This is a genomic window from Methanosarcina sp. 2.H.T.1A.6, assembly GCF_000979455.1.
In the GTDB taxonomy this organism is placed as follows: Archaea; Halobacteriota; Methanosarcinia; order Methanosarcinales; family Methanosarcinaceae; genus Methanosarcina.
Genome location: NZ_JJOY01000039.1, coordinates 40,834 through 62,378, shown reverse-complemented (window position 1 = coordinate 62,378; position 21,545 = coordinate 40,834). Strand labels below are relative to the sequence as shown.

Annotated in this window: 19 protein-coding genes and 2 tRNA genes; 13 read left to right on the top strand and 8 right to left on the bottom strand. The window is 44.7% G+C overall.

The window, feature by feature from the left end; translation table 11 throughout:
- Nucleotides 1-77: 77 nt before the first annotated feature.
- The 10 genes from EO98_RS11325 (at nt 78) to EO98_RS11280 (ending at nt 7,785) form a co-directional block, all read left to right on the top strand.
- The gene (locus EO98_RS11325; RefSeq protein ID WP_048142869.1) at nt 78-1,205 is read left to right on the top strand and encodes a glycosyltransferase family 2 protein; all 1,128 of its coding nucleotides are present in this window, start codon (nt 78-80) and stop codon (nt 1,203-1,205) included.
- Between the two features lie 644 nt (nt 1,206-1,849).
- Nucleotides 1,850-2,470, top strand: a complete 621-nt coding sequence (locus EO98_RS11320; protein WP_048136438.1) for a DUF106 domain-containing protein — start codon at nt 1,850-1,852, stop codon at nt 2,468-2,470.
- A complete protein-coding gene (gene cmk, locus EO98_RS11315) occupies nt 2,470-3,012 on the top strand; it encodes a (d)CMP kinase (protein WP_048137549.1) in 543 nt (180 codons plus the stop codon). The genes EO98_RS11320 and cmk overlap by 1 nt, the downstream gene beginning before the upstream one ends.
- 429 nt (nt 3,013-3,441) lie before the next feature.
- Nucleotides 3,442-4,458 carry an RNA-guided pseudouridylation complex pseudouridine synthase subunit Cbf5 gene (locus EO98_RS11310; RefSeq protein WP_048137551.1) on the top strand — a complete coding sequence of 339 codons (1,017 nt, stop codon included), beginning with the start codon at nt 3,442-3,444 and terminating at the stop codon, nt 4,456-4,458.
- 91 nt (nt 4,459-4,549) lie between these two features.
- Nucleotides 4,550-4,632: transfer RNA gene (locus EO98_RS11305), tRNA-Ser, on the top strand.
- Between the two features lie 398 nt (nt 4,633-5,030).
- A complete protein-coding gene (locus tag EO98_RS11300) occupies nt 5,031-5,519 on the top strand; it encodes a 30S ribosomal protein S13 (RefSeq protein WP_082098585.1) in 489 nt (162 codons plus the stop codon).
- A gap of 22 nt (nt 5,520-5,541) precedes the next feature.
- Entirely contained in the window at nt 5,542-6,207 is a 666-nt protein-coding gene (locus tag EO98_RS11295) for a 30S ribosomal protein S4 (protein ID WP_048136435.1), read from the top strand.
- A 2-nt stretch (nt 6,208-6,209) separates the two neighbouring features.
- Nucleotides 6,210-6,590 (top strand): 30S ribosomal protein S11, encoded by a 381-nt coding sequence (locus EO98_RS11290; protein ID WP_048136434.1) that lies wholly within the window; start codon nt 6,210-6,212, stop codon nt 6,588-6,590.
- A 72-nt stretch (nt 6,591-6,662) separates the two neighbouring features.
- On the top strand, nt 6,663-7,463 hold the full coding sequence (locus EO98_RS11285) for a DNA-directed RNA polymerase subunit D (RefSeq protein ID WP_048137553.1): 801 nt from the start codon (nt 6,663-6,665) through the stop codon (nt 7,461-7,463).
- Between the two features lie 234 nt (nt 7,464-7,697).
- Nucleotides 7,698-7,785 (top strand) — tRNA-Leu (locus EO98_RS11280).
- Between the two features lie 324 nt (nt 7,786-8,109).
- Here the strand turns inward: EO98_RS11280 and EO98_RS11275 are convergent.
- From EO98_RS11275 to EO98_RS11260, 4 genes are all read right to left on the bottom strand, one after another.
- A complete protein-coding gene (locus tag EO98_RS11275) occupies nt 8,110-9,693 on the bottom strand; it encodes a bifunctional UDP-sugar hydrolase/5'-nucleotidase (RefSeq protein ID WP_255350276.1) in 1,584 nt (527 codons plus the stop codon).
- An 864-nt stretch (nt 9,694-10,557) separates the two neighbouring features.
- Nucleotides 10,558-11,385, bottom strand: coding sequence for a class I SAM-dependent methyltransferase (locus tag EO98_RS11270; RefSeq protein WP_052734432.1), 828 nt, complete (start codon nt 11,383-11,385; stop codon nt 10,558-10,560).
- A gap of 73 nt (nt 11,386-11,458) precedes the next feature.
- Complete coding sequence (locus tag EO98_RS11265) at nt 11,459-12,664, bottom strand: iron ABC transporter substrate-binding protein (protein WP_235283455.1); 1,206 nt, start codon at nt 12,662-12,664, stop codon at nt 11,459-11,461.
- A 378-nt stretch (nt 12,665-13,042) separates the two neighbouring features.
- Entirely contained in the window at nt 13,043-14,461 is a 1,419-nt protein-coding gene (locus tag EO98_RS11260; protein ID WP_048137558.1) for a cytochrome c biogenesis CcdA family protein, read from the bottom strand.
- A 581-nt stretch (nt 14,462-15,042) separates the two neighbouring features.
- Here EO98_RS11260 and EO98_RS11255 point away from each other — a divergent pair.
- The 3 genes from EO98_RS11255 to EO98_RS11245 all read left to right on the top strand — a co-directional run bounded on the left by EO98_RS11255 (nt 15,043) and on the right by EO98_RS11245 (nt 17,792).
- A complete protein-coding gene (locus tag EO98_RS11255; RefSeq protein ID WP_235283452.1) occupies nt 15,043-15,936 on the top strand; it encodes an ABC transporter substrate-binding protein in 894 nt (297 codons plus the stop codon).
- An 87-nt stretch (nt 15,937-16,023) separates the two neighbouring features.
- Entirely contained in the window at nt 16,024-17,016 is a 993-nt protein-coding gene (locus tag EO98_RS11250) for an iron ABC transporter permease (RefSeq protein ID WP_235283453.1), read from the top strand.
- 5 nt (nt 17,017-17,021) lie between these two features.
- Nucleotides 17,022-17,792: an ABC transporter ATP-binding protein gene (locus tag EO98_RS11245; protein WP_048137571.1), complete on the top strand. Its 771-nt coding sequence runs from the start codon at nt 17,022-17,024 to the stop codon at nt 17,790-17,792.
- 458 nt (nt 17,793-18,250) lie between these two features.
- Here the strand turns inward: EO98_RS11245 and EO98_RS11240 are convergent, their stop codons facing one another.
- From EO98_RS11240 to hypB, 4 genes are all read right to left on the bottom strand, one after another.
- The gene (locus EO98_RS11240; RefSeq protein ID WP_048137563.1) at nt 18,251-18,757 is read right to left on the bottom strand and encodes a gamma carbonic anhydrase family protein; all 507 of its coding nucleotides are present in this window, start codon (nt 18,755-18,757) and stop codon (nt 18,251-18,253) included.
- Nucleotides 18,758-18,909: 152 nt separating this feature from the next.
- A complete protein-coding gene (locus tag EO98_RS11235) occupies nt 18,910-19,260 on the bottom strand; it encodes a hypothetical protein (RefSeq protein ID WP_048137565.1) in 351 nt (116 codons plus the stop codon).
- A 404-nt stretch (nt 19,261-19,664) separates the two neighbouring features.
- Nucleotides 19,665-20,711 carry a hydrogenase expression/formation protein HypE gene (gene hypE, locus EO98_RS11230; RefSeq protein ID WP_048136494.1) on the bottom strand — a complete coding sequence of 349 codons (1,047 nt, stop codon included), beginning with the start codon at nt 20,709-20,711 and terminating at the stop codon, nt 19,665-19,667.
- Between the two features lie 49 nt (nt 20,712-20,760).
- Nucleotides 20,761-21,432: a hydrogenase nickel incorporation protein HypB gene (hypB, locus tag EO98_RS11225; RefSeq protein WP_048137344.1), complete on the bottom strand. Its 672-nt coding sequence runs from the start codon at nt 21,430-21,432 to the stop codon at nt 20,761-20,763.
- Nucleotides 21,433-21,545: the final 113 nt, after the last annotated feature.

The following is a 21,545-nucleotide window of genomic DNA, read 5'->3' as shown; positions in this document are numbered from 1 at the left end:
ATATGCGGGGCTCCTCTCCTCCTTATAGCCGGGAAGTATCAAAATAGTTATTAGGAGATATGGTGTATTAGCTGGGCATGCCCTCTCTTTCTATCGTAATGCCTTCCATGAATGAGGAAGAAACTATCCGTATTTGCATACAGAAAGCTCAGTCTATATTCACAAAATATGGTATAGAGGGAGAAATAATCGTTGCTGACAATTCTTCGGATAAAACCGCTGAGATTGCAGCATCCATGGGTGCAAAGGTCATAGGCCCGATAAAAGGGTACGGGAATGCTTACCTCAAAGGGCTGGCCGAAGCTAAGGGTGATTATATTGCCATTGCCGATGCAGACAACACATATGATCTCCTTGAGCTTGATAAATTTCTGGACCCCCTTATTGCAGGAGACGCAGATTTCATAATGGGTTCCCGGCTTAAGGGTGAAATAAAAAAAGGAGCTATGCCCTGGCTGCACCAGTATATTGGCAACCCTATCCTGACAGGCATGCTCAATTTTCTGTTCAAAACAAAAATTTCGGATGCACACTGTGGGATGAGGGCTTTTACTAAAGAAGCCCTCGAAAAAATGGACCTTAAAACTCATGGCATGGAACTTGCGTCCGAGATGATAATTGAAGCTGCAAAAAGCGGACTGAGGATCAAAGAAGTCCCCATAACCTATTACTCACGCAAAGCTCCCTCCAAGCTGCGCTCTTTTCAGGACGGCTGGAGGCATGTCCGTTTCATGATGTTATACCGGCCAGCCCCTTTCCTCTATCTGCCCGGCGCTTTTGTGTTTATACTGGGTTTTCTCATAACGACTTCCCTTCTCCTCACGGGAAATGCTGCATATAACCGGCTGCACTCCTTTATTTTGGGCAGCGTGCTCTTAATCATTGGAGGGCAAATCCTTGCCACTGGAGGGTATATGAAAACCTATGGCCTGATACACGGCATGTACAGGGATAACAGGAAAGGTAAGAAGTTGCTGAGCTATCATTCACTTGAAAAAGAACTGCTTGGAGGCTCCCTTATCCTGGGTTCAAGCCTTATTATCGGGCTGAAAGTCGCCTATACATGGGCCAGTTCAGGATATGGTTCTCTTGAAGAAATAGAATCCGCAGTTATTTCAATGGTGCTTGCAGCAGTTGGGCTCCAGCTGATCTTTTCTGCAATCTTTGTAAGCGTAATGCTCCTGGAAGTTGATACTGATTGGTAAGGTGATGAAATGAAAATAGCCTTCGTATACGATGCTGTATATCCCTGGGTCAAAGGGGGCGCAGAAATGCGCATTCATGAACTGGGGATGCGGCTTTCTTCACAGGGGCACGATGTCCACCTTTGCTAAGGAGTGAATTGAATGTACACTAATTCGTCCTTAATTTAAATTTAAAGATTTAGTTCCCGAATTTGGAACCAATGCACTAGTGTCGCGTCAATCCTCATGGATTAAATGATTCTGAATAGCTATATTGATTTAATACGGCATTTTACTGCTGATGCGATCCTGGCTTCTTCTGATTGTAATGTTTTTTCCTGTTTTTTCTGCTCCATATTCTATCTGCCGGCACTTGTCGAGGCACAAATGCAGCCTGAGTCTATCCGAATGGTTCGAATAGTATAACTTATATATACATCGAAACTTATTAACCAGAAAACCTATGTAAACGTCTTAAACCAGCTCTTGCAATCTGAGCTGATTTACTTTGACTAATCTACTAACTCTTCAAGCTTACTAACACTTCAAGCTTATTAAGACTCAATTCTTTGTCAGGACTTTATTTTGTCGAGCTTTATCTAATAAGATTCTTCAGCTTGAATGAATCTGAATTATATTTATTGAACCTTAATGGTGAGGACAACTTGGTTTCAGAGGTATTAAAAAAGCAAATAGACCGGTTCCTGCTGGCTTTCGGTTTTTCCCTTATGTTCGGGATAATGATTCTTGGACAGGACTTCAGGCAGGCTGTAGGTGAAGCAGTAGGGTTTTTAATGGACCCTGTGCTTATGCTGGTCGGACAGGAGAACTTCCACCTGGTTCTTTTAATTATGGCTGCTATCACTGCCATCTACGCATCCCTTATCCAGAAGTACACCATCGACTGGGAACTCATGAGGAACACTCAGGAGCGCATGAAGGTTTTTCAGAAAGAGTTTCGAGAGGCACAGCTTTCCCAGAATACCTATATGCTGAAAAAACTTGAAGACCAGCGCAAGGATATGATGGAAGACCAGATGAAGATGTCCAAGCAGCAGTTCAAGCCCATGGCTTATATCAGTATTATCTCCCTGCCTCTCTTCATGTGGGCTTATTATTACATTAGCGGGCACGGAGCTGCCACCATGGTCTTTCCCTTCTGGGGCGAACAACTGCTTACTTCAAAGGCTTTTGGTCCTTTCCAGCACTGGATCTACTGGTACTTTATCTCCTCTCTGGGGGTCAGCCAGCTTATCCGGAAGGCGCTGAATATCGGTGGGATCTGATGCAGATCACAGTGAGTGGGCTTCCCGGGAGCGGGACAACAACCCTCTCCAGGCTCCTGTCTGAATACTATGAGCTTGAGCTGATTTCCTCTGGTGAAATCTTCAGGAAGATGGCAAGGGGGAGAGGAATGAGCCTATCTGAGTTCGGAGCCATGGCTGAAAAAGATCCCTCCATTGATCTTGATATCGATAAAAACCAGAAATCCATTATCCATACCCAGGACAACATCATTCTCGAAAGCCGGCTTGCAGGCCATATGGCTGAAGGGGTACCCAATGTGCTTAAAATCTGGATAAAAGCCCCACTACTGACAAGGGTTAAGCGTATCCAGAGGCGTGAGAAATCAATCTCCTTTGATGAAGAACTGGGAAAAACGGTTGAAAGGGAAAAATCCGAAGCCCTTCGTTATAAAAACTATTACGGCATTGATATTACAGATCTATCAATCTACGACATTGTTATCGATTCTGAAAAATGGAACCAGTACCAGACTCTTGATATCCTCAGGGTCGCTATTGACTCTCTTGTCGGGCCTGAGTGATTTTTCACCAGCCCTCCGATTTACCGAGGTAGAGTTTTTATATCAAGCGTAGGGTTTTATCTGCCGAACCCTGATATTATGGATACCATATCTATACGGGACATTTATGTTGCTGCTGATGCCTGATGTTGCTGCTGATGCCTGATGTTGCTGCTGATGCCTGATGTTGCTACAGGATATCTTACCTATATATATGCCTGTTAACTCTCTGCTCCCGTTATGATGGCTGCCTTACATTGATTGTCTCCATAGGGCATAACCATCTTTGCTGTAAATTCTTTACTGAAAATTACCTGTACTTTCCCGATACCTCATATTTACTACAGGGGTTTTAGATTTACTTGAATAACTCAGATTTAAAGAGTATTTCATATCTTTACACATTACCTATTTGAATCCATAACCACAACCCAGGAGTTTTGAAAAACCATGTCATCCGCCGGCAAACTGCCCGCAGAAGTTGAAAGAACCCTTGTCCGAAAGTCCGGCGCCTGGACAAATCCATCCTATGGCTGTTATCCGGAAAAGCGTCCTATCCTTGAATATATCGAAAAAGGAGTGGTGAATATTGACAAGCCCAGTGGACCTACAAGCCACGAAGTTGCGGCCTGGGTAAAAGCCATACTTGGTGTGAATACGGCAGGGCATGCAGGTTCTCTTGATCCGAAGGTTACAGGGCTTTTGCCTACCTTGCTGGGCAAAGCTACAAAAGCCGTACCTGCCCTGCGTCTCTCAGGAAAAGAGTATATCTGCCATCTGAAACTTCACAGGGCTATGCCTCCAAAGCTGGTTCGCCAGGTCTGCGAGGAATTTACAGGCCCTATTTACCAGATGCCTCCTATAAAATCAGCTGTTAAACGTGTCACAAGGGTAAGGACAATCTATTACCTGGAAGTGCTTGAAATTGAGGGCACGTCCGTACTCCTCCGCGTAGGGTGTGAGGCAGGAACTTATATCAGGAAACTCTGCCATGACATCGGGCTTGCTCTGGGCTGCAGGGGGCATATGCAGGGACTCCGCAGGACTAAAGCAGGGCCATTTACGGAAAAAACCATTGTCACTCTCCATGAACTGAAAGACGCTTATGTATTATGGAAGGAAGAGGGTGATGAGTCCGAACTGAGACGGGTTATCCGACCAATGGAATCTGCCGTATCCCACCTTCCCAAAATTATCCTGCGGGATAGTGCAGTGGATGCGGTTTGTTCAGGCGCTTCCCTGGCAGTCCCTGGCATCACAAGCCTGGACTCCAATCTGACTAAAGGGGAACTTGCAGGGCTCTTTACCTTAAAAGGGGAATTTGTGGCTCTTGCAAAGGCTGAAATGAACACTGAAGAGATCCTCAAAGCTTCTGCCGGTATTGCAGCTTCTCCTATCCGCATACTTATGAACGCAGGAACTTATCCAAAAGGCTGGGCTAAAAAAGAGGAGCGTGTTCAGCTCTAACCTTTTAAATTCTTTTTTCCGCATACCTTCCTAGAATAAGATTTATATACCACTATTTCCGTTATGGTATAAGTCGTGTCATAAGCTCTGTGCCGAGGTAGTCTAGTGGTAGGGCGCAAGCCTGGAAAGCTTGTGGGGCTTAGCCCCTCGGGAGTTCGAATCTCCCCCTCGGCGTCAGATTTTTCTCATTCTGATGTTTTTACAAATTTTTCAGTATTTCTTTAAATATTTTTTGTGACTTTCTTGTTCTACTCTACTATTCCTGTGCTTTTCCTATCCAATTTCTGTACTTTTTCTATTAAACACTATTTCTGCACATTTCTGTACTATTCTGCGATGTTGTTTTTCTATATTTTTCTTCCACGTATTTTCTTTATTCAGTAAATTTCCCATTATCAGCTTTCAGTTCTTCCGAACATTCACTTTCAGTGAGGGGCGAGCGCAGATATCCTTATATACTGGCAGCTGCATGTAAAAGAACTCATCAGTATATGCTGTAAAGAAGCTCCTTTAGAGAGCTGCTCCTGAGTTTTTCGTGTATTCTTTAAGGGTATTCGATCAGGGGCTACAGGATGCTGTATGCACTCCAATGGAGGAAGTATATGGTTGAAGCAAAAAATAACGAAGAACTAAGGCATCTTGTTCGGATTATGAATACCGACCTGAAGGGCGCAAAGCCCGTACAGTATGCTCTTACAGGTCTTCCCGGAATCGGGAGGCGTACTGCAATACTCATTGCAAAGGGCGCTGGGGTAAACCCTGCTGCTATACTTGGATATCTTCCAGATGAAGACGTAGCCAAACTCGACACTGCAATCGGAAGTTTTGAGGATCTCGTCCCTACCTGGATGCTTAACAGGCAGAATGACCTGGCCACCGGAGAAAACAAGCACCTGCTCGGAACAGATATAGTACTGACTTTCAGGGAAGACATTAACAACCTGAAGAAGGTCCGTGCCTACAGAGGTCTCAGGCACGAGAGAGGCCTTAAGGTCAGAGGACAGAGGACAAAATCCACAGGCCGCCGCGGATCAACTGTCGGTGTGAGCAGGAAGAAGTAATTTTTCGTTAAGGTGATTTGAAATGGCATATCCAGGTAAAAAAAGTAAAAGTTACGAGACTCCCAGGCACCCATGGCAGGAAGCCAGGATGGCTGCTGAAGTCCAGCTTGTGAAGGCATACGGCCTCAGAAACAAGAAAGAAGTCTGGAAAGCAGCTAGTATGCTCAGGATGTACAGATCCGAAGCCCGAAACCTGCTTGCAAACGTCGCTGGCGGTCAGGAAGGCGGACTTGAAGGTCACCTGAAGACTCAGTCCGAAGAAATTCTTGCCAAGCTCATTCGTTACGGTATTATCAAATCGGACGCTAACATTGACGATATTCTTTCTTTAAAGACTGAAAACATTCTTGAAAGAAGGCTCCAGACCCAGGTTCTCCGCCTCGGGCTTGCCAGGACAGTTGTTCAGGCACGCCAGTTCATCACTCACGGCCACATTGCAATTAACGGAAGAAAAGCTACAATTCCGGGAATGCTGGTCTCAAAGGAGGACGAGATGCATATCGGGTACTATGGAAACTCCCCTCTCATGAGTGAAGCCCACCCTGAAAGACCTGTCCAGGTAGCATCCTACCTTGCAGACAGCGCAACAACCCTTAAGGCTGCCGCTGAGGCAAAGCAGGCAAGAGAAAGACCTGCCGAAAGGAGAGGCGGTCCAGGTGGAAAGAAGAAGAGAGGAGGGAGGAGATAAACATGGCAGACATGAAATGGGCTGTGGCCCACATCAAATCCTCATTTAACAATACGATCATTACGATAACTGATATCACCGGGGCTGAAACTATTGCAAAGTCCTCTGGTGGTATGGTCGTAAAGGCTGCAAGGGACGAAAGCTCTCCTTATACTGCCATGCAGATGGCTGGCCAGCTTGCTGACCAACTCAGGGACAAGGGCATCCACGGCATCCACATCCAGGTAAGAGCTCCCGGAGGAAACAAGCAGAGAAGCCCCGGACCCGGTGCACAGGCTGCAATCAGGGCTTTTGCAAGAGCAGGAATCCGCATTGGCAGGATTGAAGATGTTACTCCTGTCCCGCACGACGGCACCCGTCCGAAAGGCGGAAGGCGTGTATAAAGAGAATTATTCAGAGAATTCTTCAAAATTCTCTTTTTTTAAGGTATTCAAAATTAAGGGGAATTAAGGTATATGACGATGGAAGTAGACATTCTGGAGTTATCGGACAGATCTGCAAAGTTTGTGCTGTCCAGGGTAAGCACGGCGTTTGCTAACGGCATCCGGCGTGCCATGGTCGCTGATGTACCCACTCTTGCAATCGAGTATGTAAACCTTTACGACAACACCTCCGTACTCTATGATGAACAGCTGGCTCTCCGTCTCTCCTTAATACCGCTTGTAACGGATATAGAGACGTACAGGCCTCAGGCTGAGTGCGACGTCTGCGAAGGAGAAGGCTGTCCTGCCTGCGAGGTCTCCCTGACCCTCAGTGCAGAAGGCCCTGGAATCGTCCATTCGCGGGACCTTATCTCCGCTGATCCCAAGATCCAGCCAGCAGATCCGAATGTACCGATTGTTGAGCTGAAAAAGGGACAGAAGCTTGTGCTCGAGGCCATTGCCCATATGGGCTACGGTAGAGACAGCGTTAGATGGCAGGCAGGCGTTGCATGCGGCTACAAAAACGTGCCTGTTATAACCATTGAAAACTGCGATGCCTGCGGGCACTGTGCAGCAGAATGTCCCAAGGACATTATCAAGGTTGAAGAGGCCGGAGCAAAGATTGCCGAGGATGACGTCATAAGGTGTTCCCTCTGCAGGCTCTGTGAGAAGGTCTGTGACATCAATGCGATAAAGGTGAACTATGATGAGAGCGCTTTTGTTTTCACCATGGAGTCCGATGGTTCATATACAGCTAAAGACCTTGTCCTTAACGCCGCACATGTGGTTAAAGGCAAAGCCGAAGGCCTGCTGACAATTCTGGATCAGCTCTGAATCCCGGTTCAACCTGGGTTCAAGCACCATTTTTCCGACCGTATTCTGGCCTGAAAACCCTCTTTACAGGGGATTTCCTGCGCCCGGATACTTCAGGAATTATTCCGTTTACTGCGGGATCTTTCAAAAATTATTGCCAGTGCCCCTCACGGCTCGAAACGTTTATATATTATCCATGATATTGTGAGGAAGTGCAAGGCGTAAAGCGCGCCGGAATTTAACAGGAAACAAGATGCGAGGGTTGCCCAGCCAGGTCAAAGGCGCTAGGTTGAGGGCCTAGTCTTGTAGGAGTTCGTGGGTTCGAATCCCATCCCTCGCACCAGGCTTTTTCTCTTTACTCAATAGGAGATTATACTATTTCTTATACTATTTTTCAGCTTTTTCTGTTTTTTCTTTTACTTTCACTATCAAAGCTTAAAATTCAAGCTGTTTGTACAGTTGATTATAGGCAGTCTCAGCTTTAAATTGAAAAATAATTATTTCATTTGTTATTTTTCAGTAATATTAGCCCGTTTTTTCAGGGCGGGAAGAAAGTTACCTGCTAAAAAAATATTTCGGCAGTATTACCTGCCGGAAGGATATACGCGCGATAGATTCTTACGATAGATTCTTACGATAGATTCTCTCAATAGATACTCACGTACTCTTATTTCACCAAAGCGATGCGATTATCAGATCCGGGAGCTACCGGAGAGAACGTCCTTAGATAATTTATGAGAGCATCTGTATCTATGGATCCTCCCGTCCTATCGACTCCTGCCTTCAGGACAGAGAAATGATCTCCTCCGTCGGCCAGGTAACCATTCACTGTTACGCGATAATAGCTGTTCGGATCGATAGAAGTGCCGTTGATCTTTATACTTGAGATCTCTACCTTTTCACCTGTGGGGGCACTTTCATTCCAGGCATAGCTAAAACCTTTTGAGACTTTCAGTATACGATTTCTTTTAGGAGAAGGGTTGTCGAACTGCTGCTCCAGCAAAGCATCGATCTGAGCTCCGTTCAAGGTCATTGTGACCAGGCTGTTTCCAAAGGGCTGGACGCTGAAGGCTTCACCATAGGTAACCTCACCGGGAAGTTCACCTCCGCTTACCTGCTCATATGTCAGGTTAGCACGAATACCACCCGGGTTCATAAAAGCTATCACAGCGCCGCCATAGTTTGGGTTAGAGGTGGCATAGAGCTGAGCATCGGCTATGACATCGCCAAGAGCGGATTCACCTGAATCACTATCTGATGTTGTAATATTGCCAGTAATGTTTCCGATCACCCTGGTTTCAAGGGGTGCAGCCAGCGATTTGCATTCCTTGACTATCTCGGTTACTCCGGAATCTTTTAGAACATCTCTGGATACTATGATGTTTCTTGAACTGCCTTTGACCACATCATAAGTCTCATTGCTTATTACAAGATCGATATCTGTGAGCACACTGCCTGTTGAGCCAGCTTCTGTCACTATGCGGCCGTCAATAACTGCGTTATATGCCTGGTGGGTGTGGCCGGTGATGAATACATCTACTTCATCGTCAGTGGCTTTAACAACATCTACGATGGGACCAGTCATATTCACACTCTCGTTATATAGTCCCTGCTGGAAGCCTCCATCATGGATTATTACCACTATGGTTTTTACACCCATACTTTTCAGCTTTCCGACATACCTGTTAATGGTCTCAGCTTCATCCAGGAACTTGAGCCCCTCCACTCCAGAAGGTACCACTATGGACGGTGTATCTTTCAAGGCTATTCCAATAAACCCGATGGGAACTCCCTGGATGTAGGTAACATTGTATGCCGGGAATATTGTAGCGTTAGTGCTCTCGTTGACTACGTTCGCAGCCAGGAACTGGAACCTTGCCCCTTCAAAGGATGAGTTCCCAGAGTAGCCATCCTTCGGGTGGCAGCCGCCGTTTTGAATGCGCATGAGCTCATCTGGCCCTTCATCCAGGTCATGGTTGCCCACGGCCGAAAAATCGAATCCCATCATGTTGAGGGCCTTTATTGTTGGCTCGTCGTGGAATAGGGCTGATGCAAGCGGGCTAGCACCTGTAGAATCTCCAGCTGAAACCACAAATGTATTGGGGTTCTTAGAACTGAGATCCTTTATGTGGGTTGCCAGGTACTCCATACCCCCTGTATCGACACGTATGGGAGCCCCTGTCTCATTATATCCTGTAATAATCTTGCTCGTGGGCGGCTCAAGCTGACCGTGGAGATCGTTGACGGCCAGGATCTGGACTTCTATTGTACCCTTTTCAGGCCCTGAAACTTCCAGGCAGCCCGATGAGGCCAGAAAGACCAGTATTATTAAGCCTAACTGAAGGGCAAAATACCGATTGACTTTGTTTATTGCACGATCACAGTTCTTTGACAGTATTAATCCCTCTTTAGTGCTGAATTAAAGCGATTTAAAAGCTCTCAAATCGATAGAGCCTATTGCAAAATCGACTTTATATAAATCTTTAATTATAATGGGTAATTGTTTGCATTTTTTATATATGTTAGTATGTCCCCTCCTCGGCCATCATTTTTCTTTCCAGTAAAATAAGTAGAAAATAAGGCATAATCAAAATAGAGAATATCAAATGATTCATTCTCTAGATGTCATTTCTATGATCTCAAAATTTCATAAGCATTTTCAAAGGTAAAAAAGATGGAAGTAAGCAAGAAGCTAACTGCGAAAACTTAAATAAAAATATGGTGCTGATTTTTTATGATAAACATAACTATAAGATTTACAATTTTATCTAGTGTCGCGTCAATCCTCAAGGATTAAAGGATTACGAATAGTTATAATCGGCTATATACGACATTTTACTGCTGATGCGACACTAGTCCCTTCTTTAATTCGTTACCAAGATAAGGCTTGTAATTCCTTTCTTTCGTTAATGCCGTAATTTACAGTTATCCCCCTAAAAGTACATTTAAAGAATAGTATTTTTGGACATAAAGGCTGGTTTATGTAAACAATATTAACTACTGAGTTAATTATCGAGTTTAATTATTTTTTGAGAATAAGAAGGATTTGAGAAAATGGCAAAGATTTAGACATGAAAAATATATGGATGGTATGTTATACACCATCCGGACTGATTTACGACTTTTCCCACCAAAGCCAGGCAGAGTATGATTTTTCCTTCATCCTGATGTCTCCGTTCTCGCAGGAAAATGCTTCGGATATATACTTTTGTAGTATTGCATCATGTTCGGTTGTGGTCGCGTTGACAATCCGTCTGTAATGATTAACTGCTGCTTCCATTTCCGGATAGATCAGTTCCCAGTAATCAGGGTACACGGTGACGTTCGGGTATATCCCCATGTCGTACAGCACTTTATATATGCAGTCAATCTGCGGGTAGATATTATATGGAGTACCGTGGACCCTCTGCCAGGCTTCCGCATACGTTTTTTCCCAGGACGGCATACCTGCGAACCAGTTCAGGTAGACATATTTCGAGGACATGTCGTTCATTTTAATCACCGCCTCTCTGATGTCCGGCATGGCCAGGGAAAACGAGGCGATAACTATATCGTATGGTGAGTCCAGATCTTTGATATCTACATCTTCCCACCTCTTCTGGATCCAGGAAACATTATTTAACCCATTTGTTTTGATGTTCTCTTTCAGGCAGTATAACATACCATCTGAAGGCTCGACGGCGGTGACGTGCTTGACCATGCCTGCGAGCGGTATGGTCAGTGTACCGGGACCAGCTCCGATATCCAGAACTTTTGAATCCGGAGTAAAATCAATCCGTTTAATCAAGTTTCTGGAAAAACTCCAGTTGTCCATCTTGATCTGCGTGTCATATTTTACTGCCTCTTCCATTGTCCAGAATCTGCCACTTTCAAAGTTCGTCTTCTTACTCTCTGCCATCATCGTTTTCCAGATCTCTCCATAGTCTGTAGTGTTATTCATCATGAAAATTCTCCTCAATAACTTTTTTCTCCTCAATAACTTTTCAAATTTTTCTCCGCACTTCTCTTCCCAATTCTCAGAAGTCTTCCTCTTCCATCCAGTCGAGCCACTGTACTGACCTGAGACCTCTCGCAGTTTCGTCATCGACATTGTATGCCTGTTTGTAGAAGTCCAGTACCCATTCATGGACTTTAATATCCTGGAATTTTTCCGGGTAACATGCCTTCGCTGTTATCATCAGGTCGATAGGGTATTCCAGGCGACGGGCGCAGTTTGAGGGCGTCCACGGCATAGAATAGACTTTTTTGTTCTTGATAGCGCTCAGTTCATTCAGGTTCTGGTAGTATGGCGCTTCGTAAAGTTCCCTGGCTGGATGGTATCCCCATGAGGTAGCCAGTAATATAACATCAGGGTCAATGGCAAGAACCTGCTCGGCATTCAGTATTTTTGCAGTGCCAGTATCCCTGTAGGCATTCTTCGCATGTACAATGCCTTCGATAGTGTACGATTCTGGTGTATCGATTCCCCATGAATGACCTGAACCTCCGGCTTTTCTGGCATTGGGTGAAAGACCTAAATATAATACTGAAGGCTTGTCGGTCTCAGGTATATCCCTGGTCCTGTCCGATATCATCTTCTCCGTGCTCTGGATGTAATCAGCTAACTCGAGAGCCTTCTCCTGTTTACCGAAAATTTGTCCGATAATTTTGATCTCTTCTCTTATGGTAGATAGGTCTGAGTTTGAGTAATATGTAGGTGAATACAGGACTATCACAGGGATTCCAAGTGATTCCATCGTATTGATTGTTTTATTCATTGTATCACGGTTGTCCCACCCGACTGAACAATCTCCTACTCTGAGAATTATTACATCAGGATCTGAACTTGCAAGAGCTTCGAAGCTTATGACGTTGTACTGTTGGGGCGTTAACCGGATTGTATCTTTTATCGAAGGGTCTAGGTAAAGCATTGTGTTTTGGCCATTCTCATACGTAATATTTTCTCCCTTGACACTCGGAATTTCTACTTTATTATTAGGGGTGATCGTGGTACCAACAGCCACAATATTATCCTGGACACCCAGGCTGATCATTACACATTCGACGAAGCCGTCACTTATCACGGCGGTTCTTGTGATGTTTTTCGGCACTTTTACCTGGACACCTCTCATATCCGTGATAATGCTGGATTCATCGTTTGTTGATGGGTCAGTTGCTGGTAAAGTGGCTTTTTCTGATGTGCATCCGGAAAAAGGCAAACTAACGAGTAAAATCAAAAACATACAAACAATCAATTTATTCATAAAAACCTCAACTTCAGTTGTTTACTGATTGATCATTATTTGTAGCGTTTTGTAACCTTCCAGGGAACAATACGTTTGAAAGTGCTGTTTTTATGCTAAATCTTACGTGTAAGTCGGAAAATCGCAGCATTCAATATTTTAATTTACATAAACAACTATTAATGATAATAATAGTTTGTAGCACTTTAATTTAACTTCTTATTAATATACTTGTCTATTTTGTGTTATGTATATTATTAGATGTTATCAATATTAAAAAAGATCTTATCATGTCTTTAGAAACCTTTACCTTATTGATGTGCTTTAGAATTCTGGTAGATGTCTGTCACTTCAGTGATGGTAGTAATCACCTATCGATCATATTACATTAAGTGCCAGCAATGAGGCCAGAATAAAGAGAGTGATTCCAGTTGAAACATTTATGACGGCCCGGTGTTGTGTTCTGATCATGTCCAACTCGTGGGCGGAAAATCCTAAAGAGAGCAGCGTCCCCAGACTCAGTACCGGTAACACGACGCCTATATTGTAAGCCATCAGGCAGTATAATCCCTGAAATGAACTTCTCTGGCCAGCCATCATGCCGAGTATCGCTAGATATGGTCCGCCAGTGCAGGGTATTTTAATCAGGCCGAATCCCAGCCCCATGGCAAAGCTGCACCCAACCATATTTATTTTGCTATAAGGCCGCAGCAAAGAAACGAACTTTTTAAACCCTGAATCCGAGAAGCTGTACTCATAGTGGAATAATTCCCTGATTATCATGGTAGAGCCGATGAAGAGAATCGAAACGATAATTGTATTTTTGGCAAGACTATACATGGAGGGTATGGTTGTACTGATCCTGTAGAAGCAAATGCCTATCAGTGCATACATAAAGAGCAGCCCTGCAGAAAACGCAATTACATTAATCAGCATTAAGTACCGTCTTTCTCCAGAAGCTGCCAGCGCGGTCATATATGCCATGACTGCGAGGATACACGGGGAAAATGCAGCCATGACTCCGGATACAAACGCAATGGGGACTGAGAACACTGGAATCGTGCCGACGGACACATAACTGTCTGTGATAATGTGACTGCCACTGTCATCCTCGTAATATACGGCAGATGGGGATACGTAAGAGGTATTGCCTCCCGATAGCACGTATGTGACCTTTTCCTCAGCTCCCGGCTGCAATGGTCCGCTCCAGAAAAATTGCCCTGAAACTAACCGGGAGCCCTCTGTCAGCCCTCCGGAAAGACTGACATTAATAGGTGTGTTTTCCTGGTTGGATATATACACGGTTACCGTGACATTACTGTCGCTTTTACTCTTTTTCACTGCAGTCGTATGCACGATCACTGGCGAAGCATATCCATAAGAAGACGCTATTGTATCCTTAATATTCTTTAGAACAGTTCCGTGCTCTCCCTCAAGGTTTGAGGGACCAATGATTGTATGGTTATCGATGATCAGATTCGGGATGTCTGTCATACCATATCGATCTACATAAGATGCGCCTTTTTGTGAATTGACCCTGATTTCCTGATAATCAACAGATAAGTCTTCTTTGCGGGCTTCTTCAACAGCCTGCCTGACTACTGGCATTACTTCGGTACACCGGTGGCAGCTTTCATCATAGAGATATATAACTGTGACAGGTTTCACATCATCCGCATAAGCGACTGAAGGCAAAGCAGTAAGAGTTATAATAATAATTATTAAAAATGTGAATAGATCACATACTGTTTCTTCCATTAGATTTCCGGAATACCGATGATCTATAGATCCTACCATTTTTAACCCTTTATACTAAACTGTCCTTTCTTATTTTTGCATATAATGTCTAATTTTTAACAATAACTGTTACGATCTTATATGATCTTATTTATAATACCCAATTCGATAGTATTATGTAGTAAAATGTAATAAAAAACAATCAATTATTATTACGGTGGTCGTATATGAACGATAATCCTAACAATAATCATCGAATAAACAAGCCGTCGAGTTGTTTTCTCTTTAAAAAGGGTTTAATGTTGTGTGTACTTATTGTGTTCCTTATAGTATCAGTAGAAGGGTGCATAGAAAAGACAGGACCGATTACAACAACTGCCGCAAACTTATCAACGACAGCAGACTCACCTGATGAACAATATCGTTACGTGACGGATATGCGTGGCGTGCAGGTAAAAGTGCCAAAGGACATCCAGCGTATTGCTACAATCGATGACGGGTTCGTTGAAGGTGTCCTGACGAATCTTAGCGAGATAGATAAAGTCGTGGCTATCGGGTCATGGTCACTCAAACGAGACTACTCATATTCATACACCACGATATATGGAAGTAATTATTCGTACGTACATGGATGGAATACAATGAAATACCTGCATCCATGGTTGAATGAAACGCCCTGTATTAACTCTCCCCAGGGTAACATAATCAGCTATGAGACATTGGCAGACGTGAATCCCGATGTTGTTATCATGCGGGTTGGGGACTGTACAATCGGCACCAGTAATGAGGAAAAAATCACGAAGACTATATCAGCTATCGAGTCTCTGGGTATACCACTTGTGGTATTGTATTCACCTTCATATTTTCAAAATTCTGACCTGGGAACGATGAGAGATGAAATGCGCGTGATTGGCCAGTTGTTTGGAAAAGAACAGAAGGTGATGGTTCTGGCTGATTACCTGGAAAGCACCGAGAAGATGATCCGGGAACGTACCCGAGACATACCTGACAATGAAAAGAGTAGTGTACTCTATATCGGTTTGTCTCCAAATGCCAGAAGATCTGGCGGGGCAGGGACTGTATCTGGTACTGACACGCCTGAATCTTACATTATTGAAAATATATGTAATGGTAGAAATGTGTACCGTGACACAGGCTCAGGTAAACTATTAAATGCGGAACAAGTGATGGCTTTAGATCCGGATGTCATACTTTTGCCCACTGCAAATGGATTCCACCCGCCGCGCGAGTTGTATGAGGCGCCGTATTATCAGAATCTTCAGAACATGCGTGCAGTCCTGAACAAACGGGTGTATGCCATGCCATGGACGCCAATGAACTGTGCACGCAGGACAGAATACCCTATTGATATGATGGTCATAGCCAAAGCCTGTTATCCTGACCTGTTCAGCGATATCAAGGTTCATGAGTTTGCCCTTGATTTCTACCAGGATGTATATGGCGTGAACAGGACAACTGCAGAGGAACTTCGTTCAAACCAGTGGCTGGATTGGACAGTGGAGTCTGATTTCTAGGTGTAAATCATGGAAGAAGTATCGACTGACGTGAAAATATCACCCCGTCCCGCCCTCGATTTTTTTGAGACGAGGAAATTGTGTATTATGCTTTTTCTCGCTGTTGTTATGGTGGCAGGTGGGATTATCACAATCTGTTTGGGGACATATCATGTTTCTATACTGGAAGTGTACTCTATCATCGCTACTCACCTGTTTTCACCGGATAATGTGGATTCTCTGAATAAACTGAAAAACACGATTATCTGGACTATCCGTTTTCCGAGGATCATTATGGCTATAACCGTTGGTATCGGGCTTTCTGTGGCAGGGTCGATTTATCAGGGATGTTTCCACAATCCTCTTGTGGAGCCGTACATCCTTGGGGTGTCTTCGGGAGCGGCTTTTGGTGCAGCTCTGGGAATCGTTTATCCTCATATCTTTATTTCTATACAGCTGGGTGCTTTCCTATTTGCCTCGCTCTCCGTATTACTGGCATATACACTGGCAAGGAACAGGGGACAGACGCCCGTGGTTACGCTTGTGCTCGCCGGTGTCATCATAGGCTCGATATTTTCCGCGTGCGTCTCTATCATGAAATACCTCTCAAACGACACACAATTGAGGGAAATTGTCTTTTGGATGATGGGTGGCTTCTACTATACCACATGGGATGATGTGTATCTAACTGTGCCTGTTGTGTTAATATCCGTAGCTATTATGTGGTTCTTCGGGTGGAAACTAAACGTCCTTTCCATGGGCGATGAGGAAGCTCGGGCTATGGGTGTGAATCCGGAAGTTTTTAAATTTATTTTCATTGTGCTGGCCACGCTGGTGACTGCCGTCTGCGTATCTTCAGTCGGAATTATTGCATGGGTCGGTCTGATGATGCCCCATGCCGCTCGCCTGATCCAGGGTCCGGATAACCGTTTTGTCATACCTACCGCAGCACTGATGGGGGGTGTTTATATTATTTTTTGTGATACGATTGCGCGTACTCTTACTTCGGCAGAAATCCCTATCGGGATTATCACTGCTATCGTAGGTGCACCTTACCTTGTGTATCTGCTGCGCAGTAAAGAAAAGGAGATTTTTGGGTGATTTATATGTTGAGAGTAGATAACCTCAGCTTTGGGTACAACAGCGTACCTGTATTCAAAGGGGTTTCATTCAGGGTAGAGAAAGGTTCTTTATGTGGACTTTTCGGGCCAAATGGTTCAGGGAAGACAACCCTGTTCAAGTGCTGCATGAGCTTCCTTAAGTACAATAGCGGCAGCATATCCGTTGACGGATGCGATGTCAGGAAGAAGAAGATCGGGGAGCTGGCAAAACTTGTCGCCTACGTGCCCCAGGAACACAAACCGCCCTTTCCTTACCTTGTCAAGGAAGTCGTGCTGATGGGCAGGACACCACACATGGGCGGCATCTTTGGCATTTCCGAGGAGGACAGGAATAAGGTCTGGGAAGCTATGGAAATGCTCGAGATCTCTCATCTCGCCGATAAGCCTTACAACCAGCTTAGCGGTGGTCAGCGCCAGCTCGTGCTTATCGCAAGGGCTATGGCACAGGATACGCCTTTAATGCTGCTGGACGAGCCTACATCCGCTCTGGACTTCTGCAATCAGATCCGGATCTGGGACATTCTAAAGAAAATATCCGCGAAAGGGACAACCATACTGGCCTGCAGCCATGATCCAAACCATATCTCATGGTTCTGTGATGATGTTGTTGTCATGTACCGGGGAGGTCTGGTCGCAAAAGGAAATCCGAAAAGTGTAGTATCCGAGCAATTACTGAGCACTATATTTAACGACATTTGCAGTGTCGGTTATATGGACCATCTGATGATGGTATACCCAAAGAATATCCAGGCCTAATGCCTGGTAGCTGCGATAACCAATTGTTCCCCATAAGTTCGCTATAGTAATTTTGGTAGTGGGTGTGAGTTACTGAAAACCAAGAGTTTCCAAATCTCTCCCTATTTATTTCAAACATGGGACATGTGCTCGTTTTTTCAGATTTGATCAATGACTCACCCCCCATTACCGTAATTTTTAATAGACAGGAAGGATTTTAGTATAGAATGCTTTTGAGCTAAATCTCACTAATAATAGTTTGCCAGCTATTCTCGCAATAACAGCAGGAGCAATTTCTGTAATCCGGCATTATTCCTTTCTTTTCTGTTTTACGGGCCGCCTTATAATCGTTTTAAGTTTAAGTCTATTTTTGGCATTTTCCAGCACCCTCTTATTTCTGCCGATTATTCTGCTTTTCATTGTTTATCATTAGTTCACTGTCATTTAAGTCATTGAACTCGATTTTGTGAAAGCATATCTCATCTTTTCCTATACTCTCGAACCATCTCTACGTACTCAGCCGCATTTTCTTTTATAGCCTCAACCTCTGACTCGTTAGTTTCCCTTTTTATCGTCCCCGGAACTCCGATAATAAGGCTGTTAGCCGGGAACGTCTTTCCCTGAGGCACAAGCGCATTTGCTCCAACGATTGAGTTTTTTCCGATCTCAGCCCCGTTCAGCACAGTTGAGTTCATGCCGATAAGCACATTATCTTCTATTTTGCATCCGTGAAGCACAGCCCCGTGCCCGACTGACACATTATCTCCAACCTGAACCCCATTTTCGGGGTCTGCATGAATCACCACGCCGTCCTGGATGCTTGTCCTGTTTCCGATCTTTATTTTGTTCTGATCTCCCCGAAGCACGGCATTAAACCATACGCTTGAAAAATCCCCTACCTCAACATCTCCTATTATGTCGGCAGAATCCGCAACAAAAGCTGTTTCCGAAATTTTCGGGCTTTTGCCTTTAAAATCCATTATCATCTTTATCCTCCGATTTTCAAGGTGCTATTTTTTCTTTATTTATCTTATTTCTCGCGTCTTTTATGTCGTTTTTCGATTTTAGCTCCTGCTATGCGTGGAGTCTTCTTTCTACAATTCTCAAAAATATCTCCGGGTTCAAACCTCATAACGGTTCAGATTGCATAACGATACACAAGGTATGCGATGACAAGTATTGTCAGGACGGGACGGAAGTTCGGGGTCAATTCCTTGTAGCCTGTATTTCTTCCTTCAGGTTTCTGTCGCTTAAGCATGTGGCCTATTATTGAACTGATTGAAGGGTTTGTCAAATGTTCCTTTTTCCGGTATCTGACCATGAGCTTAAAGTGTGTCACTGTCACAATAAAGGCCAGGACGAAAATTGCAAAGCCGGCGATTTGGAGGTATCCTGCATAATTCAGTAGTGTTCCAATGGCCAAAAAAGAAACAAAATATACCGGGATTGAGCGTAACAGTTCTTCTACCACAATGGGATCCCATTTCAAACTTTAGCTCCTTCTTCTCCTCTCAGTATATGTTTTTTTGTTACGTGCTTACTTTTGTTCATGACTTTAAAAACGTTATGTTTCCCGAATTGCGCCTCGCCCGAATTGCGCCTCGGGAGTACGCGGTCCGTTTCACTCGCTTCGCTCGCTCAAGCGGACTAATTTATAGTTTATCGCAGTGAGCTTCTCTTAAGAGGACTGAATTACAAATATCTCTGACCCGTACAACTTTATTCACTATACCGGGTCGTTCTTGCCACTCTCGACGCAGGAGAGCGGTCTTGCAAAGATAAAATCAGAAAACGCAAATTAAAGAAACAAAGTAAGCCGGTAAGAAATAAAGATAAGAAGGAAAAAATATCTCCAAAAGAAACCAGCAATTAAAAGCGACCCGAGCGCCTGAATTAACAGACTCTGGGGATCGGATCTCCAGCCGGCACGTCCACATAGCGCATGCCGCCGAAGCGGTTTCTTAGGATTACTTCTCCTTTGTTTTCCGCAGTAATTTCTCCGATAAGGGCTGCGTCTTTGCCGTAGGGGTGCTTTCTGAGGATGGAGAGGACTTCTTCTTCAAAGCCGGCTTTCACTCCGATTACCGCCTTTCCCTCGTTTGCAACTTCGAGGGGGTCCAGGCCCAGCATTTCGCAGGCTGCTGTGACTGCGGGCTTGAAGGGGATCAGGTCTTCTTCGAGGAGGATCCCTGTTCCGGCTTTTGCTGCCATTTCGTTGAGGGCGTTTGCAAGCCCTCCGCGGGTCGGATCTTTCATAGCTGTAATTACCGGTTCCCCTTCCGGCGTCCGGAGTTTCAGGATTGGTTCTATGAGTTTCCAGAGGGGCGCGGAGTCCGAGACAAGGTCGGTATCGAAGTCAAAACCTTCCCTGTGAGCCATAAGAGAGATCCCGTGGTCGCCGATCGTGCCTGTGACAAGGAGCCGGTCTCCTGGCTTCAGTCCCGAATCCCTTACCGGGCTGTCCGTTATGCCGAGGCCTGCTGTGTTCAGGATGATTGAGTCAAGGGCAGTTTTTTCCACGGTTTTTGTGTCGCCTGTAATTATAGGGACTCCAACTTCCGCAGCAGTTTTGTCCATTGTTTTGATTATCTCTTCAAACTCATGAATTGGAAAACCTTCAGGGACAATGACTGCGCAGGTAAGGGCAAGGGGCTTTGCTCCCATCACCGTGAGATCGTTGATGGTGCCTGAAACTGCCAGACGTCCTATATTGGTGTCCGGGAAGAAAGCAGGGGTTATCACGTGGCTGTCCGTTGTCAGCACAAGTTCGGAAGCGGGGTTAAAGTTCTCAAGTCTGACCGTAGACCCGTCATCAAGGCTTTCAAGGCCTATTGAGCCTGCGCTTTTGTTGCGGAAGTTTTTAAGGATAATCTCCCCTATAAGCTCCTGCATTACCTCTCCGCCTGCACCGTGTTCCAGGGAAATGGCATTTGCTTTCATATCCGGTCTCCTTTTACTTTTATCCGCGTTTAAACCGCTTTGAATTGCTTTACTTTCTCTGAGTTTCCTGTGCTCTTCCGATTCCAAGTTCAATAAAGCTTATCCAGGTCTCAAGGCTCTCCCAGTCATGCTTTGAAGTAAGGATGACCGGCACATCAGGGTTTAAGGAAAGGATGTCATCCCTCATTTTCTCTGCGTCAACGTCAACTGCATGTGCAATGTCAACCTTATTTATGACCGCAAGTTCTGCAGTTTTGAAAATCATAGGATGCTTGAGGATGATATCGTCTCCTTCAGTGACGCTCACCACAACCACCCTGAGGTGTTCTCCAAGCTTGAAGTCCACAGGGCAGATCAGATTGCCCACATTTTCAATAATAAGGAGGTCCGTATTGTCAAGATCGATCTCATCGAGGGCTTTCTCCACCAGTTTTGCGTCCAGGTGGCATTCCTTTCCAGTGTTTACAGGGATTGTCTGCACCCCGAGTTTCCTGAAACGTGAGGCATCCATCTCTGCGATGACGTCACCTGCGATTACCACTGTTCTGTACTTTTCTTTGAGGTACCTGACTGCCTCTTCGATCAGAGTGGTCTTTCCTGACCCGATGGCTCCCATAACGTTGACTGAGAAGACTCCGTGTTTGTCAAGGGCCGTCTTGTTTTTTTCGGCAATCTTATCATTTGCCTTGAACACATCGTGTCCCATGTGGATTACATGCATTAACATAAACATCACTCGGGGTTGCTTGGTTATCTCGATGAAAAAATCCGTTTGTTGTTTGTGAATTAAATTTTACGGATCAGGATGTCTGTTTAGGTAGATGTATGTTTGAA

Bases quoted from the DNA above. Each gene is read 5' to 3' on its own strand.
- EO98_RS11325 (WP_048142869.1), top strand. From the start codon at position 78: ATGCCCTCTCTTTCTATCGTAATGCCTTCCATGAATGAGGAAGAAACT.
- cmk (WP_048137549.1), top strand. From the start codon at position 2,470: ATGCAGATCACAGTGAGTGGGCTTCCCGGGAGCGGGACAACAACCCTC.
- EO98_RS11310 (WP_048137551.1), top strand. From the start codon at position 3,442: ATGTCATCCGCCGGCAAACTGCCCGCAGAAGTTGAAAGAACCCTTGTC.
- EO98_RS11300 (WP_082098585.1), top strand. From the start codon at position 5,031: ATGCTGTATGCACTCCAATGGAGGAAGTATATGGTTGAAGCAAAAAAT.
- EO98_RS11295 (WP_048136435.1), top strand. From the start codon at position 5,542: ATGGCATATCCAGGTAAAAAAAGTAAAAGTTACGAGACTCCCAGGCAC.
- EO98_RS11290 (WP_048136434.1), top strand. From the start codon at position 6,210: ATGGCAGACATGAAATGGGCTGTGGCCCACATCAAATCCTCATTTAAC.
- EO98_RS11285 (WP_048137553.1), top strand. From the start codon at position 6,663: ATGACGATGGAAGTAGACATTCTGGAGTTATCGGACAGATCTGCAAAG.
- EO98_RS11270 (WP_052734432.1), bottom strand. From the start codon at position 11,385: ATGATGAATAACACTACAGACTATGGAGAGATCTGGAAAACGATGATG.
- EO98_RS11265 (WP_235283455.1), bottom strand. From the start codon at position 12,664: ATGTTTTTGATTTTACTCGTTAGTTTGCCTTTTTCCGGATGCACATCA.
- EO98_RS11260 (WP_048137558.1), bottom strand. From the start codon at position 14,461: ATGGTAGGATCTATAGATCATCGGTATTCCGGAAATCTAATGGAAGAA.
- EO98_RS11255 (WP_235283452.1), top strand. From the start codon at position 15,043: ATGAAATACCTGCATCCATGGTTGAATGAAACGCCCTGTATTAACTCT.
- EO98_RS11250 (WP_235283453.1), top strand. From the start codon at position 16,024: ATGCTTTTTCTCGCTGTTGTTATGGTGGCAGGTGGGATTATCACAATC.
- EO98_RS11245 (WP_048137571.1), top strand. From the start codon at position 17,022: ATGTTGAGAGTAGATAACCTCAGCTTTGGGTACAACAGCGTACCTGTA.
- EO98_RS11240 (WP_048137563.1), bottom strand. From the start codon at position 18,757: ATGATAATGGATTTTAAAGGCAAAAGCCCGAAAATTTCGGAAACAGCT.
- hypE (WP_048136494.1), bottom strand. From the start codon at position 20,711: ATGAAAGCAAATGCCATTTCCCTGGAACACGGTGCAGGCGGAGAGGTA.
- hypB (WP_048137344.1), bottom strand. From the start codon at position 21,432: ATGCATGTAATCCACATGGGACACGATGTGTTCAAGGCAAATGATAAG.